We start from the raw sequence: 17039 nt of genomic DNA, 5'->3' as shown, positions 1-17039 counted from the left end.
GATAACAACCTGGTCGGTTGCGTCGATGGACTCCTTGGTTCGGGGCGGAATCTATTCGGGAGGAAACGCATGAGGGCATGGGTTCTGGCATTCGCGGTGGTCGCGGCGGTGGGCGGTATCGCCGGATGCAATGACAACAAGGTCACCAGCGGCGGAACACCGACGAGCGGCGCCACGATCAGCGCGGCCGCAGCCGACGGCGGGGCGCAGACCACGGTCGCGGGGCCCGTCACCACCGCCCCGACCCGCAACGATGCCAATGTCGATGCCCGCGATTTCCAGCAGGGCGACAAGTACTACTTCCAGTCGCCGACCGGAAACATCATGTGCGGCATCATCGATGACAAGAACTTCGGCACCGGTTGCCAACTCGAACACGCGAGCGTGGTCCCCTCCCAACTGTCCGACTGCGGCACTCGCCCCGAGCGCGCCGTGGCCGCCGAGGTCATGGGTGGCGCAGCGAAATTCCTCTGCCTGAACCAGGGCGTCTTCGTCGGCAGCCCCACCGACGGAACCAACAAGGGCGGCGGCAAGGTCCTGCGGTACGGCCAAACCCTCATCGTCCGAGGCACCGCCTGCACCTCGACCCAGGCCGGCATCCGCTGCGACGCAGGCGGCCACGGCTTCCTGATCGCGGCCGATCAGCAGCAGCTCTTCTGACACGTCCCCGAATCACCGGACCACCCAAGGCATGCGGCCACACCATGTAGGTGCGGCCGGTGTGCTCGCAGGAACGGCCTGATGGGCGTGCCTTCGGGCGTCGCCACACTGTCGCGCTCGGCAGTCCGCCGACTTTCATGATGAACAGACGCCCCGCAGGGAGTCGCTCGCGGCCGATGTCAGCGGCCGCCGCAGCGCTACCGCTTACCGTTTCGGTGTGGTGCTGCGGTGGCCCGGGCGCTGCCAGTACGGGATTGCGGCCCTGATGTCGGGGCGAATTCCGTGCGGGCGGCAGACTGGTTGGCAATGAAGCTGCCTGAACTTCCGGATCTGCCTGTTCGCGCCGCGCTCGAGGAGATTGTCGGGACACTGACCGCGCGGGGTACGGCCGTGCTGGTTGCGCCTCCGGGGACCGGTAAGACGACGTTGGTTCCGCTGGCATTGGCGGAGGGGACGAGTGGGCGGATTGTGGTGGCGGAGCCGCGGCGATTGGCGGCGCGGGCGGCGGCCGGGCGGATGGCCGCGCTGCTGGGGGAGCAGGTCGGGCAGACCGTGGGTTATTCGGTGCGCGGCGACCGGCGGATGAGCGGCCGGACCCGGATCGAGGTAGTGACCTCCGGACTGCTGGTGCGTCGCTTGCAGGGCGATCCTGAACTGGCCGGGGTGGATGTGGTGGTGCTCGACGAGTGCCATGAGCGGCACCTCGATGCCGACCTGCTGTTGGCGCTACTGCTCGATGCGCGGAGCGGGTTGCGGCCGGATCTACGGGTGCTCGCAACTTCGGCAACTGTTGCCGCCGAAAGGCTTTCGGCGCTGCTCGGCGGTGCGCAGGCGGCTCCGGTGCTCGAGGTGCACGGGCGCGCCTATCCGGTGGAACTGTCGTATGTTCCACCGCTGCCGAAGGAGCGGATCGAGGCGCAGGTCGCGCGGGCCACGCGTAGCGCGCTCGCCGAAATCGATGGGGATGTACTGGTTTTCCTGCCGGGAGCGGCCGAGATCCGGCGGACGGCCGAGCGGTTGTCCGGCCTCAGACAGGTGGACGTCGTCCCGCTGCACGGCAGGCTGTTGGCGGCTGCCCAGGATGTCGCCTTGCGTCCGGGAACGCGGCGACGGGTCGTATTGTCCACGGCCGTAGCGGAATCCAGCCTTACCGTGCCGGGCGTGCGAGCGGTAGTCGACTCTGGACTGTCCCGGATACCGCGAGTAGATCATCGGCGCGGCCTGTCCGGTCTTGCGACAGTGCGTGTTTCGGCGGCGGTGGCCGATCAGCGCGCCGGCCGAGCCGGTCGCGAGGCCCCGGGACACGTGTGGCGCTGCTGGCCGGAATACGAGCACGCCACCCTGCCCGCCTATCCGGAACCGGAGATCAAGGCCGCCGACCTGACCCGGCTGGCCCTGGAGCTGGCCTGCTGGGGCACCCCCGACGGTTCGGGCCTCGGCTGGTGGGATCCACCGCCGGCCGGTGGGCTGGCGGCTGGGCGAGAAGTATTGCGGGCCTTGGGCGCTGTGGATGGCGACGGAGGCGTGACCGATCGCGGACGGCGGATGGCCGCGCTGGGATTGCATCCGCGGCTGGCGCGGGCGCTGCTCGACGGCGCTGTGGAGGTCGGCGCGCGGTCGGCCGCCGAGGTGGTCGCGCTGCTCGACGACGACACCGTGGTGTCGAAGGTCGATCTGGTGGCGGGGATTCGCGCACTGCGGGCGGAGCGGCCTGCGCGTTGGATGCGAGAGGTCGAGCGACTCACACGCCTGGTGACGGAGGCGGCGGTCGGCGCGCCGGGCCGGGCGCGTGGCCGGGCCGCCGAGTCGAGCGATGACCCGGCTCTGGTTGCCGCGCTGGCATATCCGGAGCGATTGGCGCGGCGGCGTGGGGCAGGGTCGGCGAGCTATCTGATGGCGGGTGGAACCGCGGTGACGCTACCACCGGGTTCCGGTGTCGCCGAATCGGATTGGCTGGCGGTGGCGGGAGCGTCTCGTGATCCCGGGCAGGCCGAGGGGCGCATTCGATTGGCGGCCACCGCCGATGAGGAACTCGCTCGCCGAGCCGCTCCGAGCCTGGTTGCGAAGGTTGATGAGGTGGACTGGATCGACGGCGATGTGGTTGCTCGCCGCATCGAGCGCCTCGGGGCGATCATATTGTCCGAGAAGCCTTTACGTAATCCGGATCGCGCTCTGGTGCGGCAGGCGCTGCGGCGCGGACTCGAATCGGTGGGGCTCGACCTGCTGCGCTGGAACGATGATGCCATCACCCTGCGTCGGCGCCTGGAATTTCTGCACCGCACGCTCGGTGCGCCATGGCCGGCCGTCGATGCCGCGAATCTGCTCGCCGATCCCGAAATCTGGCTCGGCCCAGAGCTTTCCGCCGCCAACCGCCGTACCGACCTGGAACGTATCAATGCCGGGCAGGCGCTGCGCCGACTGCTGCCGTGGCCCGCGGCCGCGCGATTCGACGAGCTGGCTCCGGAACGCCTGGAGGTGCCCTCCGGCAGCAATGTCCGCCTCGACTACTCCGCCGACCCGCCGGTGCTCGCGGTGAAGGTGCAGGAAATCTTCGGCTGGACCGAGCTGCCGCGCCTGGCCGACGGCCGTGCATCCATTGTCCTGCACCTGCTTTCGCCCGCTCAGCGCCCGATCGCGGTCACCGCCGATCTGGCGTCCTTCTGGCGTACCGGGTGGCCCCAGGTCCGCGCCGAATTGCGCGGCCGCTACCCCAAACATGCCTGGCCGGAGGATCCCACCACCCTTTCCGCCCACCGCGGCACCGCCCGCAACGCGACCCGCAAGTAGGCGCTCAGATCAGGTTGAGGGAGTTCAGGAAATGTGTTGCGAGGTCGGTGTTTCCGGTTAGGGAGACGTCGGATTCGGTCCAGGGGCGGCGGGTGGTGGCCCACTGGGGGAATTCGATCGCCAGGGCGGTGATGTGGGCGGCTGTACCGTCGGGGGTGCCGGGGCGCACGTGCAGGCGTCCGCCGGTGGCGGGTTCGATGCGCCAGGTGCCGCCGCCCGGCCCGTCGAGGGTGAGGGCGAGGGGCGCGTCGAGCCAGCTCAGCTGTGTGCGCTGGGACTGCTCCAGCAGCATCATCAGCCAGTTCAGGATGGCGCTCATGCGCTGGGCGTCGGTATCGGGGGCAGGACGACCGAGGGCGGGGGCGATGTCGTGGCGCAAATGGGTGTGCCAGTCGAAGAGGTACAGCGACGGGAAGATGCGCAGCGGGTATGTCCCGATTTCGGCCACCGGCAGCGGGATTCGGCGCACGCCCGGCAGTGTGAAAGCCCGCAGCGCGGTGATCCCGCGACCGCTCCAGGCCGAGAAACCGTCGAGCACCTGCTGCGGCGATTGGGATCGCGCCTTGTCGACGGGCGCATTGTTCGACTGCTCGATATCCCGCGAGAACATGGACGTGATCGCGGCCGGGGTGATCAGCGCGCGCGACAGCGCAGTCATATGCGCCACCACGTCCTGGACACGCCAGCCCTCGGCGAGGCTCGGTGTCGCCCATTCCTGGTCGGTGAGGTCGCGGCAGAAGCCGAGAAGCGTCTCGCGTTCGGTGCGCAGCGCCGCCAGGGAATCGGAACTCATGCTCTGAGTATCGACCCTCACGCCGGCCGTGCGCCGATGACCGCCCGCAGCAGCGGCAAAGGTTTCGCGCCCCGCTGACGGGTGTACGGAACTCAGCGGGGCGCGGCTCGCGCCGTCAGACGGTGCGAGAGATCGGGGGAGTATCAGCAGCTGAACTCATGATCGACAGTTTGATACCTGAACCCATGTTGAGGTCAAGCGCGCGGCGGAATCACGCTGTCTGCTGATCTTCTCCCAGCCGTCACCGCGCATAACGACTCCTTCGAGGGGATACGACACCCTCGCGCAAAGCGTCCATGACGGTGCGGGCGGCATGCGAAGGGGTACGCCGGGCATCGTGACCGATGGAGATCTGCCAGGGGATGGGCTCGCCGATGCGCTCCGCGTGGACGATTCCCGGTATGCGCGCGGCAACCGATCGCGCAGTCAGCGTGATGCCGAAGTTCCGCGCGGCCAACGCCAGCGCGAAATCCTGGTCGGCGACCTCGATGACCGGAAGCCGCTGGGGAAACAGGGTGTCGGCAATACTCCGAATGCCCCAGCCGGGAGCGAAATCGATGAACCGGACATCGGTGAGGTCTGCGGCGCGGAAGGGCCTTCCCGCCAGCGGATGCTCCGGCGCGGTGCACAGCACCAGGGTTTCCTCGCTGATCAGGTACTGGGTGATCCCAGGCAGATCCATGGTCGATCCGATGAGGAACGCGATGTCCAGGCTGCCGTCCCGCAATCCGGCGATATTTCCCGCCACACCCGAGATGCTTTGTCGCATATGCATTGTCACCTGTGGAAAGTGTTCGTGTATGTCGGCGATCGCCGCGGCGAGATCCACACTGTGCACATTCATGAGACTGCCGACCACGACCTCACCGCGAACCTGTCCGTGCGCCATATCGATCGCATCGACGATGTCACGGCGGGCGCGCAGCATCGAACGGGCCGGTTCGACCATGGCGTGCCCCGCATCGGTGAGCTCGAGTGCGCGCGGTGTGCGATCGAACAGCCGGGCGCCGAGTTCATGCTCCAGCTTCGCGACGCTCGTCGATACGGCGGACTGCACCAGATTCAGTGCCTTGGCCGCCGCCGTGAAGGAGCGATGCTCGTGGCAGGCGAGAAAGCACTCGATCTGGCGGATCTCCATGCCCCGATCTTAGGCTGCTATCGAATTCATAGATATCGGCATCGAAATTCATCGCTTCCATTGATTGGCGAAGAGGCAGACGATCATTCGTGTGACTACCACGATTGCCCCCGCCGCGACTGCAAAGCTGACCCGTTTGACGGTGCTCGTGTTCGCGCTGACGGCCGGATCCTCGGCCGCCTGTAACTACTATCTGCAGCCGCTGTTGCAGCAGGTCGCCGATGATCTGGGGATATCGACGGTGGCTGCGAGCCTGCTGGTCAGCGCCGCCCAGATCGGCTACCTGTCCGGACTGGCGTTGCTGGTGCCGCTGGGCGATTTCCTGAACCGCCGCCGCATGGTCCCCGCGCTGCTGGCCACCTCGGTCGCCGCGCTCCTGGTGTCCGCGGTGGCGCCGACCTTCCCGATATTGCTGATCGCCGTGTTCGCCACCGGAATCACCGCCTCGGCGGCACAGGTGGTGGTGCCGTGGGCGTCGGCGCTCGCGGACCCGGAGCGGCGTGGCGAAATCGTCGGCACGGTGATGAGCGGACTGCTGCTGGGCATTCTGCTGTCCCGAGTGCTGTCCGGTGCGATCGCGCAGCTCGGTGGCTGGCGTGCAGTGCTCTTGGTGGCGGCGGGAATTCAGCTGGTCATGGCGGTGAGCGTGTACCTGCTGGCGCCGAATACCGCCCCGACCGCACCGAAGGAGCGGTACTCGCAGGTGCTCGCCTCCATCCCCGCGCTGATTCGGAACCACGCGGTACTGCGGCATCGCATGATGTTCGGATTCATCGGCATGGCTTGCTTTTCGGCGGTCTGGACCGGGCTGGCCTTCCTGCTCGCCGGTGCCCACTCGAGTCCGTATCACTACCCGGAGTTCGTCATCGGCCTGTTCGGTTTCGCCGGTGTGGCAGGCGCGCTGGGTGCGCCGGTGGTGGGCCGTCTCGCCGACCGGGGATATCTGCGGATGGTCACCACGCTCATGTGGGTGGTGCTGCTCGCCAGCTGGGGTCTGCTGGCCTGGGGCGGCCATCAGGTCGTCGTGCTGATCGTGGCACTGGTGGTCTTCGACTTCGGAATCCAAGGCATCCACCTGTCCAATCAGAGCGCCATCTACGTGCTCGCTCCCGAGGCGCGCAGCAGATTGACGACGGCCTATATGGTCACCTACTTCCTCGGCGGCGTGACGGGCTCGGTGTCGGCAGGGGTGGCGTACCAGGCCGGTGGATGGAATCCGGTGTGCGAAATGGGCCTGGCCGCAACAGTTCTGGGCGCGGCGCTGTGGGCCGTCTTCTCCCGTCACGCCGGCGCTCGATCTGGGCACAGGCGGGAACCGGGTGGTCCACTTCACTCGTGACGGGGTTGCGGATATACCCCTAGGGGGTATTTACTCTCTCATACGAAAGATCGACAACGGTGGAGAGAGGCCGAGAAATGACCACACACGCGCACACCGAGCACCACGCGCATGGCGGGCACGACGCGCCCGCCGGACTGCCCGGCGGCTTGCAGATCAGCCAGGACGGTTACACCCTCGAACTCACCGAAACCATCCGGCACACAGGTGAATTCGAGTTCCGCTTCCGCATTCTCGGACCGGCCGGCGATCCGGTGCTCGACTACACCCCGCTGCACGACCGCGATCTGCACCTCATCATCGTGCAGCGGGAGCTGACCGGCTTCTGGCACGTCCATCCCGAACTCACTGCCGATGGCACCTGGTCTGTGCGGCTGAATCTCCCTGTGGCAGGGGCGTATCGGGCGTTCACCGATATCGCGCCGCGTGATCTCGGCAAGACCATCACGCTCGGCGCCGATTTCGCTATTGCGGGCGCCTATGATCCGCAGCCGACTCCGGCGCCCGTGCGGACCGCTGAGGTGGACGGCTATGCAGTGACCCTCGACGGCGACCTCGTCCCGGGTGCGGGCCGCATGCTCACCCTCACTGTGCGCAAGGACGGCGAACCGGTCACCGACCTGCAGCCGTACCTCGCCGCCTACGGACATCTGGTGATCCTGCGCGCCGGTGATCTGGCCTACGTGCACGTCCACCCGAACGGCGAGCCCGGCGACGGCGTCACCGCGCCCGGCCCGGACATCACCTTCCACACCGCTGTCCCGGGGCCCGGCACCTATCGGCTCTTCCTGGACTTCAAGCACGGCGATACCGTCCGCACCGCCGCTTTCACACTGCCGACCATCCGGCCCTGAGCAGCGGCCGGTGGCTGTGACCAGCCACAGTCCGCTCACAGCCAACTCCCAGCCGAGCTGGACCCGAACCACACACAGGCTGCATATTCTGCGCGAGTCCAGCTGGAAGAAGTGTGGAGTAGAAGGAGGGTTCTGCGGGCATGACGGCAGCCATCAGCGTTGCGGAGGAAGAGATATCGGTGGAAGCGGTCCGCCGATCGCGGTGGGAGCCGCTGATCTTCGGCCCGCCGGATCGCCCCCGCTGGGAGCGACCCGGTCTGCTTGCCCTACTGATAGTGACCGCGGTGGTCTACCTGTGGGGGCTGGGCGGTGCGGGGTGGACCAACCCCTACTACGCCGCGGCCGTGCAGTCCGGTACCCAGAGTTGGAAGGCGCTGCTCTTCGCCTCGCTGGATCCGCAGAACGCGATCACCGTCGACAAGCCGCCGGCCGCCATGTGGGTCATGGCCCTGTCCGGTCGTGTCTTCGGATTCAATTCGTGGTCCATGCTCGCGCCCGAGGCGCTCATGGGCGTCGCCGCCGTGGGGTTGCTGTTCGCTACGGTTCGCCGGTGGGCGGGTCCCGCGGCCGGGCTGCTCGCCGGAACCGTGCTCGCGGTTACTCCGGTGGCGGCCATGATGTTTCGCTACGACAACCCCGACGCACTGCTGACCCTGGTGCTGGTCGGTGCGGCGTACTGCACGGTGCGGGCTGTTGATGAGCCCGGCGCACGCTGGTGGTCGGCGGGCACCGGCTGGCTGGTGGGCGCGGGCCTGCTGATGGGCCTGGGCTTCCTCACCAAGATGATGCAGGCGTTCCTGGTGCTGCCCGGCCTCGCGCTGGTGGTGCTGGTCGCCGGTGCGGGCGGAATCCTTTCTCGCATCACAAAATTGGCGACGGCGGGCGCCGCGCTGGTGGTTTCCGCCGGTTGGTATGTGGCGCTGGTGGAGCTGTGGCCGGCGGATTCGCGGCCCTTCATCGGCGGCTCCACCTCGAACTCGCTGTGGGAATTGGCCGTCGATTACAACGGTCTCGGCCGGGTCTTCGGCAATCACGGCGGTGGCGGGCATCCGGCCGCCACCCCGCATCCGATGGCTGCCCCTCCGGCGGACGCCGTTGTGGCTTCCGGCGGCGGTGGTCAAATGCGCGGCGGTTTCGGGGGATTCGGCGACAGCCATCCCGGTGTCACCCGCCTGTTCCACGGCGAACTCGCCACCGAATTCTCCTGGCTGCTTCCCGCCGCGCTCATCGCGCTGGTCGCCGGGCTGTGGTTCACCCGCCGCGTCGCCCGTACCGACCGGGTGCGCGCCGGACTGCTGCTGTGGGGCGGCTGGCTGCTCGTCACGGCCGCGGTGCTCAGTTTTATGAGCCGTTCCTTCCACTCGTACTACTCGGTCATGCTGGCTCCGGCCATTGCCGCGCTGGTCGCCATCGGCGCGACTCAGCTGTGGCAGCGCCGCGATCAGCTCGCGGCCCGAATCGTCCTGGCCCTCATGCTGGTTGGCACGGGCGCCTGGACATTCGCACTGCTGAATCGCACACCCGATTGGTTGCCCTGGCTGCGCTGGAGCATTGTGGTGCTGGCGCTCGCGGCCGCCGTTATGGTGCTGGGGAGGACCAAATTCCGCCGCTACGGACTGGTGATCGCCGGTGTCGCAGTATTTTCCGCGCTGATCGGCCCGACCGTGTACACGTTGGAGACGGTCGCACAGACGCAGGCGGGCGGTAGCCCCATTGCGGGACCGCCGCGTTCGTCGGACGAGCAGGGTGGTCGAGACGGCGGCAGCGCCGATCCGCAACTCGACGGCTTGATCACCGGCGCGAACAATCGCTGGGCCGCCGCGGCGGTCGGTGCCTCGCAGGTGAGTGCCATCGAATTGCGCACGGGCGCTTCACTATTGGCTGTGGGCGGCTTCAGTGGCCGGGACGAATCCCCGACGCTCGAGCAGTTCCAGAGTTATGTGGCTGATCACCAGGTGGGCTACTACCTGGTCCAGCAGCGTAAGGACGGCGGCCGGCGCTCCGATACCGAGTCGACGTCGGCGCAGATCACCGCCTGGGTCAAGGCCAACTTCCCGGCGACGACGATGGGCAATATGGAGGTCTACCGCCTCGATACCTAGACGTAGGGAGACCGGCCGCTCTCGGTGACTAATCAAGCCGGGCGGCCGGGTTTTCATCTCCGGGTTCGTCGCAGCGGCCCGCGCGATGACGATGGAAAAGTTAGAGTTGCGGTCGATAAGCAGGGGCGGGCGTGAGGAGTTCGGCGATGGCCGAGGTACGCGCACAGGTGGGCGTACTGGGCCCGGTACAGCTCACCATCGACGGTGTGCCCCAGCAGCTCGGCGGGCCGAAACAGCGTGCGGTACTGGCATATCTGACCATCAATGCGAACCGGCCGGTATCGGTGGATGCGCTCGCCGCCGCCGTCTGGGAGGAGACGCCGCCGCCCGATGTGCGCGTCAGCCTGCACGCCATCGTCTCCAACCTGCGAAAACCGCTGCGCGACGGTGGTATCGACGCGCGCAATGTGCTGCAGCACATGGGCACCGGATATCGGATCGTGGTGGACGATGCCGCCTGCGATGTCTTCCGCTTCCGGACCCGCCGCGAAATCGGCCTGCGTGCCCTGGCCGCCGGCCGGTTTCCGGCAGCGGGGCAGGCGCTCTCCGAGGCGCTGGCGCAGTGGCGCGGGCCGGTGCTGTCGGATCTGCGCGGACTCGAATTCGCGGACGCCTATGCCGTGGCGCTCGACGACGAACGGCTGGGTGTTGTCGAGGCTCGTGCCGAGGCCGATATCGCCCAGGGCCGCGCCGACTCCGTCATTGCCGAACTGGCACTGCTGGTGCGCGACCATCCGCTGCGCGAATCCCTGTGGGAGCAGCTCATTACCGCCCTCTATATCGCCGGGCGGCAATCCGATGCACTGGAGGCGGCGCGGCGGTTGCGCGCCACGCTCGCCGAGGAACTCGGCCTCGACCCGAGCCTCCGCATTCGTGAGCTGGAGGCGCGCATTCTGCGACAGGATCCGCTCACCGTGGGTGCGGCGGGCGCCGCCTCGGCCACGCGCGCGACAACCATTGTCGACAGCAATTGGCATGAGCCACAGGCGATCCTGCGAGATAACAACGGCAATGTGTACCCGATCGCCGGGGCGATGACCCGCATCGGACGACTGTCGGACAATGACATAGCGCTGTCCGACGGCCGAGTGAGCCGGCACCACGCACTGATCATCGACAACGGCCTGACCTACGTGGTCAAGGACCTGATGTCGTCGAACGGTGTCCACCTCGACGGCGTCCGTGTGGCGGACAGCGCCATTCTGGCCGACGGGGTCCTGGTCCGTATCGGCGATACCGAGTTCACCTTCGTGCTCATTCGCGGCGCCTAGCTCCGGGCGGCTGGTACTCGGTGGATTCCTCGACGGGCTGTACCCGGTGGACAGCGACCTGGTTCTGAAACATGTTCTAGACAAATGAAGATATTTGTCTTACCGTCGATTCATGAGTTCAATAGCGTCTCAGGAAGTGCGTTTCGAGCTGATGTCGGGGGATACGTGGCGTGACCCCTGGCCGATGTACGCGGCACTTCGGGAATGCGATCCAGTGCATCGAGTGGTTCCCGGCGACCGGGAATCGGACGACTTCTATGTGCTGTCACGTCACGAAGACGTATACGCCGCGGCGCGGGACCCGGAGACGTTTTCGTCCGCCTCCGGACTGACCGTGGACTATGTGAGCCTGGAAGCCGCGGGCATTCCGATCAAGCCGTTCGTCTTCATGGACCCGCCCGAGCACACTGATTTCCGCCGCCGGGTCGCGGCCGGATTCACACCCCGCCAGGTGAATTCGGTGGAACCGGCGGTGCGGGCCTTCGTCGTGGAACGCCTCGAGGCGCTGCGCGAGGCCGGGTCGGGCGATATTGTCGGCGAGCTGTTCAAGCCGTTGCCGACCATGGTCGTGGCGCACTATCTCGGGGTGCCGGAGGCGGACCAGGGCAAGTTCGACGAGTGGACGTACGCCATCGTCGGCGGTGCGATCGACGGTGCGAAGATCGCCGCCGGCGGTGAATTGCCTGCTGCCGTAGGTGAAATGGTGGGCTACTTCGCGGAGCTCATCGCTCGCCGCCGCGCCGAGCCCGGTGACGACACCATCTCGCATCTGCTCGCCTCGGGGCTGGGTGATGAGGGTGACAATGAGGGCATCCTGGCCATTCTCGGCTTCGCCTTCACCATGATCACGGGTGGAAACGACACCACCACCGGCAATCTCGGTGGGGCGGTGCAGTTGCTGCAGCAGTACCCGGAGCAGCGGCGACTGCTCGTCGAGAATCCGGAGCTCATTCCCGATGCGGTGGAGGAATTCCTGCGCATGACCTCGCCCGTACAGGGGCTGGCCCGCGCTGCCACGCGCGATGTGGAGTTGCACGACACCACCATTCCCGCCGGGCGCAAGGTACTGCTGCTGTACGGATCCGCCAATCGTGACGAGCGCGAATTCGGTACCACCGCAGGCGAACTCGAAGTGCGTCGTAATCCCAAGCGGATCATGACCTTCAGCCACGGGCATCATCACTGCCTCGGTGCGGCCGCCGCGCGCATGCAGGCGCGGGTAGCGCTCGAAGAACTGCTCGCCCGCTGCCCCGACTTCTCGGTGGACCTCGAGAATGTCACGTGGTCCAACGGCAACTACGTGCGCTGGCCCATGAGCGTGCCGTTCCAGGCGAATCGGTAGTCTCGATCGGATGTGTGACGGCGGAGGGGAGGTGGCATGAGCCGGGACTGGCTGTCCGATGATCGCGCCGACCTCGCCGCCGAACGCATTCTCGACGCCGCCGCGGCACTGTTCGCCGAGCGTGGCGTCACCGCCGTCGGCATGGGCGACATTGCCAAGGCCGCGGGGTGCTCGCGCGCGACCCTGTACCGCTACTTCGATAATCGGCAGGCGGTGCGGCTGGCCTTCGTGCACCGCGAAACCCGCCGCATCGCGGCGCGCATCGCAGCCGAGGCCCGCACCACCGACGATCCGGGCGAATGGGTGGTCAGCGCCATGCTCGCAGCGGTCCGCGAGGTACGCGCCGACCCCTTGCTCATCGCCTGGTTCCGGCCCGGCGAGGCCGGGTCGGCCGGCCGCATCAGCCAGGACTCCACTGTTGTCGAATCCATTGCGGCCGGACTGTTCACACCCATGGGCCTCACCGACCCGGAACGCAGCCGCCTCGCCCGCTGGCTCACCCGCATCATCGTCTCGCTGCTCTCCGCGCCGGGACGTGACGATGCCGAAGAGCGAGCCATGCTCGAGGAATTCGTCGCACCGACGATCACCCGCGTCATCGCCTGAACCGCACCGGCTAAGGTCGCGAACTGTGTCTGCTCCAGAATCGCTCGCCGACGTCCGTAGCCGCATCGATGCGCTCGACGGCGAACTCACTCGGCTGCTGGCCGCACGCCAGGAACTCGTCCGCGCGGCAGCTGGTTTCAAAAAGGACGAACAGGCCGTGCGCGCTCCCGATCGGGTCGAGCGGGTGGTGGCGCTGGCCCGTGCACGCGCCGTCGCCGCCGGGCTGGAACCCGCTGTCGCCGAAGCGGTCTGGCGCGCCATGATCGGTGCCTTCATCGACCTCGAGCTCGGTGAGCACGCCACTCGGCGGTGACTTCCGTCGCTAGCTGGTGGCTCGGTAGCCGGTGCGGTGGCCGTAGATGGCTTCGGTGAGCATGGCTGCGAGGTCTCGGGTGGCTTCCCGGCCTGGCTTCATGGGCATGGCGTGGAAGACGTGCCAGACCTTGTGGTACTCGCGATGGCGTAGGGGGACACCGAGTTCGGTGGCGCGGTCGGCCAGGCGGCGGGCGTCGCCGGAGAGCGGGTCTTCGCTGGCGGAGTGGAGCACTATGGGTGGGAGGCCAGTGATGTCGCGGTGGAGCGGGGAGAGTGCGTGGCGCTGGGCCGCGGGGATTCCGGGGAGATAGGCGTCGAGGAATTGCTCGATGACCTTCGGGGTGAGGAGTGGTTCGCGGGTGCGGCCGCAGTGGAAGGCTGCGGAGTCGGGGGAGAAGTCCAGTACGGGGCAGATCAGGCCGAGAATTGCTGGGGCGGGCAGGTTTTCGTCGCGTACGCGCATGCCCACCTCCAGTGCCAGACCGCCGCCTGCCGAATCGCCTGCCACCGCAATGCGTTCGGCTGGGATTCCGCGCTCCAGTAATTCGCGGTAGGCGGCCATTGCGTCGTCTATGGGTGCGGGGTGGGGATGTTCGGGGGAGAGCCGGTAGTCCAGTGCGTAGATGGTGGTGCCCATATCGAGTGCGAGAGCGCCGGTCAGCGGCCGCATCATGCGGGCGCTGCCGATCACGAATCCGCCGCCGTGCAGATAGAGCACCGCAGAATCGGCGGGAGCGGATGGGGGCGTGAGGATTTCGACCGGCAGGCCCGCCAGTTGCGCCGCGGTCACCGTGACCGTGCGCGGGGCGCGCGAGTTGGCGGTGGTCGTGGCGGCGCGACGGCGGGCCAGCGCCCAATCGGGAGCCGCGGCGAACCAGTACGCGCCCATCAGGCGAGAGGTGAAGCGCAGCAGGGATTTCAGCACGTGGTATTCACTTCCGGCTCATGATCTGACGATTCAGGTGGTAGTCGACCGGATCGGGTGCGCGGCGAATGAGCTTCTCGTACCGGCCCGGACTCCACGGCCACAGCTCGGGCAGTCCGTCCTTGCCCAGGTACCAGCTCTGGCATCCGGTGGTCCATACGGTGCTCGGGGCGGCGGCCCGCATCTGTGCGTTGTAGCGATCGGTGGCGGCGTGCGTCGGCGCGACGGTCGCGAATTCGCCTGTGCGCCAGCGTTGCAACCAGCTCACTATGCGGAAGGACTGGGCCTCGGCGACAGCGGTGAGGGGATGATTGGCGAAGGGGCTGTGCGGGCCGACCAGCATGAAGAAGTTCGGGAAGTCCGGCATCATGACGCCCTCGAAGGCGCGCGGGCCATCCGCCCATGCCTGATCCAGGGTGCGCTCCCCGGCGCCGGTGATCGCGATCGGCCGCATGTAGGCGTGTGAATCGAATCCTGTTGCCAGCACCAGGATATCGAGCTCATGGGCTTGCCCGTCGGCGGTGATGACGCCGTTCTCGAGCACCTGCTCGATGCCGCTGGTGATCAGCTCGACATCCGGTCGCTGCACGGCGGCATAGAAGCGATCCGACACCACGAGGCGCTTGCACATGGCCTGGTAATCCGGCGTCAGCTTGCGGCGGAGCTCAGGATCCTTGACCGACTTCAGGTTTCGCTCCACCACCCACTGGATGAGTTTGCGGATCCGGCCCTGATGCACCAAGCCCTGCGAGAAGGCCGCGAAGAACGCGCGATTCATGTGATAGGCGGCCGAGCCGAGCACGGGTAGTCGCCGGTACACCTGCTTGGCCAGCTCCGAATACGGCTTGTTGACCGTCGGGAGAATCCACTGCGGAGTTCGCTGGAACATCACGACTTTCGGCACCTGCCCGGCCAGCGCACTCACCAGTTGGGTGCCGGTGGAGCCGGTGCCGATCACGCCGACCCGCTTACCGGTCAGATCGACCTCGTGATCCCAGCGCGACGAATGCATGACCGGCCCGGTGAAATCGTCGAGTCCTGGAATGGCCGGTCGATTCGGGTGATGCAGGAATCCCGTTGCGCACATGACGAAGTCGAAACGCTCCACCTCGCCGCCCGCCAGCGTGACCTGCCAGCCGTCCTCTTCGAACCGCGCGCCGACCACCTGCGCGCCGAATCTGGTGTGCCGCTGCAAGCCCTGATCGCGCGCCACCCCGGCCAGGTAATCCTTGATCTCCGGTCCGCCCGAATACAGCTGGGACCATTCGGGATTCATAGCGAAGGTGAATTGGTAGTAGCGCGACGGCACATCGCACACCAGGCCCGGATAGGTGTTGTCGCGCCAGGTGCCGCCGTAGTCGGCGGCCTTCTCGAAGAGGGTGAAATCGGTGAAGCCGGCCCGCCGTAGTGCGACGCCCATGGCAATGCCGGAGATCCCGGCGCCGACGATGGCGATCCGCGGTTCGTTCATGGCACCGCAGCCTAGGTGCGTGCTCGGCCGTCCGGAAGACTTTTTCGAATATCAGTAGACATTCCGTTAGTGGCTAGACGCAATGTACAGCGAATGCTACGTTGTGCGACAGATCACAAGCTCGAGCCAAGGGACAACTATGCGAGCACTCCAGTGGACCGGTCCCGAAAAAGTCGCGGTCAACGACATTCCGGTCCCCGATATCGGACCGAACGACCTGTTGCTGAGGGTCGGCGCGGCCGGCGTCTGCCATTCGGACCTGACCCTGGTCAACTTCCCGTACCAGCTGCGTGAAGACCCGCTCACCCTCGGCCACGAGATCGCGGGCACCATCGAGGCCGTCGGGTCCGATGTCAGCGGGCGCGATATCGGCGAGCGCGGTCTGGTGTACCTGTTCTGGACCTGCGGGATCTGCCGCGAATGCGTGAGCGGCAATGAAAACGTCTGCATCGCCGCCGGTCGCACCGCCATGCCGCCGTGTCCAGGCCTCACCGTCGAGGGCGGAATGGCAGAGTACGTCCGCATTCCGGCCACCTCGTTCGTACCGATCGGCGACCTGGACTTCCTGCAGGCCGCGCCGGTCGCCGACGCCGCACTGACCGCGTACCACGCCATTCGCGGCGCTCGCGATGTGCTGCGGCCCGGTGGCACCGCCCTCGCCATCGGCATCGGCGGGCTCGGACATGTGGCCGTCCAGATCCTGCAGGCCATCAGCGGTGTACGGGTGATCGCGGTGGACGTGGCTCAGGAAAAGCTCGACCTGGCCGCCAAATGCGGTGCGGACCTTGGCCTTCTGGTCGGTGACGACACCGCCGAGGAGATCCTCGAGCTGACCGGCGGCCGTGGCGCGGAAGCGGTCTTCGACTTCGTCGGCGTGGACTCCACCGCCAAGCTGGCCGTGGAAACCGTAGCGCCCAACGGCGCCTATCGCATGGTCGGAATCGGCGGCGGCGCACCGGAAATCAACTCCGGACCCGCCGGTGGGCCCGGCTGGCCCTGGGGCGCCTCGGTGCGAAAGTCACTGGGCGGCACCCGAAGTGACCTCTACGACTGCGTCGGCCTGGCCCAGGCGGGCAAACTGCACATGGAGGTCGAGCGCTTCGACCTCGCCGACGGGCCGAAAGCCCTGCGGCGCTTGGACAAAGGTCAGATCCGGGGCCGGGCGGTCCTCGTTCCCTGATCGATCCGCACCACGCTCGGCGGCAGCCAGAACCTGGCTGCCGCCGAGCGTGTTTCCATGGGGAGGATGGGGAGGATTCGGCCAGTTCTGGTCATTTCACTACTGGCAGCGGTTCCCAGATTCGGGAATGAGCGATGCTGAAGTGGCGCAAAGGTTCGGGGTAAGCGAGTCCCATACCAATCCGGCGAATGTTGTCCGTCCAGTTGCTGAACTGGTTCGTACCAGTTGGTGATACGGTGCGATGTGACGCCGACAA

Annotated in this window: 14 protein-coding genes; 10 read left to right on the top strand and 4 right to left on the bottom strand. The window is 67.1% G+C overall.

The window, feature by feature from the left end:
- Positions 1–69 precede the first annotated feature (69 nt).
- Both JWN03_RS17990 and hrpB read left to right on the top strand, forming a co-directional pair.
- On the top strand, positions 70–660 hold the full coding sequence (locus JWN03_RS17990; RefSeq protein WP_297615982.1) for a DUF6636 domain-containing protein: 591 nt from the start codon (positions 70–72) through the stop codon (positions 658–660).
- Positions 661–966: 306 nt separating this feature from the next.
- Positions 967–3447, top strand: a complete 2481-nt coding sequence (gene hrpB, locus JWN03_RS17985) for an ATP-dependent helicase HrpB (RefSeq protein ID WP_297615980.1) — start codon at positions 967–969, stop codon at positions 3445–3447.
- A gap of 4 nt (positions 3448–3451) precedes the next feature.
- Here hrpB and JWN03_RS17980 read toward each other — a convergent pair whose 3' ends face one another.
- The gene (locus JWN03_RS17980) at positions 3452–4240 is read right to left on the bottom strand and encodes a maleylpyruvate isomerase family mycothiol-dependent enzyme (protein WP_297615978.1); all 789 of its coding nucleotides are present in this window, start codon (positions 4238–4240) and stop codon (positions 3452–3454) included.
- A gap of 241 nt (positions 4241–4481) precedes the next feature.
- The gene (locus tag JWN03_RS17975; RefSeq protein ID WP_297615976.1) at positions 4482–5378 is read right to left on the bottom strand and encodes a LysR family transcriptional regulator; all 897 of its coding nucleotides are present in this window, start codon (positions 5376–5378) and stop codon (positions 4482–4484) included.
- Between the two features lie 91 nt (positions 5379–5469).
- Between JWN03_RS17975 and JWN03_RS17970 the strand changes: the two genes are divergently transcribed.
- The 7 genes from JWN03_RS17970 (at position 5470) to JWN03_RS17940 (ending at position 13205) form a co-directional block, all read left to right on the top strand.
- Positions 5470–6717: an MFS transporter gene (locus tag JWN03_RS17970; RefSeq protein WP_297615974.1), complete on the top strand. Its 1248-nt coding sequence runs from the start codon at positions 5470–5472 to the stop codon at positions 6715–6717.
- 77 nt (positions 6718–6794) lie between these two features.
- Complete coding sequence (locus JWN03_RS17965) at positions 6795–7571, top strand: hypothetical protein (protein WP_297615972.1); 777 nt, start codon at positions 6795–6797, stop codon at positions 7569–7571.
- Positions 7572–7711: 140 nt separating this feature from the next.
- A complete protein-coding gene (locus tag JWN03_RS17960) occupies positions 7712–9673 on the top strand; it encodes an ArnT family glycosyltransferase (RefSeq protein ID WP_297615970.1) in 1962 nt (653 codons plus the stop codon).
- A 146-nt stretch (positions 9674–9819) separates the two neighbouring features.
- Positions 9820–10944, top strand: a complete 1125-nt coding sequence (locus JWN03_RS17955) for a BTAD domain-containing putative transcriptional regulator (protein WP_297615968.1) — start codon at positions 9820–9822, stop codon at positions 10942–10944.
- 112 nt (positions 10945–11056) lie between these two features.
- Positions 11057–12286: a cytochrome P450 gene (locus JWN03_RS17950; protein WP_297615966.1), complete on the top strand. Its 1230-nt coding sequence runs from the start codon at positions 11057–11059 to the stop codon at positions 12284–12286.
- A 36-nt stretch (positions 12287–12322) separates the two neighbouring features.
- Positions 12323–12892 carry a TetR/AcrR family transcriptional regulator gene (locus JWN03_RS17945; RefSeq protein WP_297615964.1) on the top strand — a complete coding sequence of 190 codons (570 nt, stop codon included), beginning with the start codon at positions 12323–12325 and terminating at the stop codon, positions 12890–12892.
- A gap of 25 nt (positions 12893–12917) precedes the next feature.
- Positions 12918–13205, top strand: coding sequence for a chorismate mutase (locus JWN03_RS17940; protein WP_297615962.1), 288 nt, complete (start codon positions 12918–12920; stop codon positions 13203–13205).
- Positions 13206–13214: 9 nt separating this feature from the next.
- On the opposite strand, the gene JWN03_RS17935 is transcribed toward JWN03_RS17940, so the two are convergent.
- Both JWN03_RS17935 and JWN03_RS17930 read right to left on the bottom strand, forming a co-directional pair.
- Positions 13215–14132, bottom strand: coding sequence for an alpha/beta hydrolase (locus tag JWN03_RS17935; protein WP_297615960.1), 918 nt, complete (start codon positions 14130–14132; stop codon positions 13215–13217).
- Positions 14133–14139: 7 nt separating this feature from the next.
- A complete protein-coding gene (locus JWN03_RS17930; protein WP_297615958.1) occupies positions 14140–15603 on the bottom strand; it encodes a flavin-containing monooxygenase in 1464 nt (487 codons plus the stop codon).
- 139 nt (positions 15604–15742) lie between these two features.
- Here JWN03_RS17930 and JWN03_RS17925 point away from each other — a divergent pair, with 139 nt between their 5' ends.
- Positions 15743–16783, top strand: a complete 1041-nt coding sequence (locus JWN03_RS17925; RefSeq protein ID WP_297615956.1) for an NAD(P)-dependent alcohol dehydrogenase — start codon at positions 15743–15745, stop codon at positions 16781–16783.
- The last annotated feature ends 256 nt before the right edge of the window (positions 16784–17039 follow it).

This window comes from Nocardia sp., assembly GCF_025465275.1.
Lineage (GTDB): Bacteria > Actinomycetota > Actinomycetes > Mycobacteriales > Mycobacteriaceae > Nocardia.
This window is presented reverse-complemented; position numbering and strand designations above follow the sequence as displayed.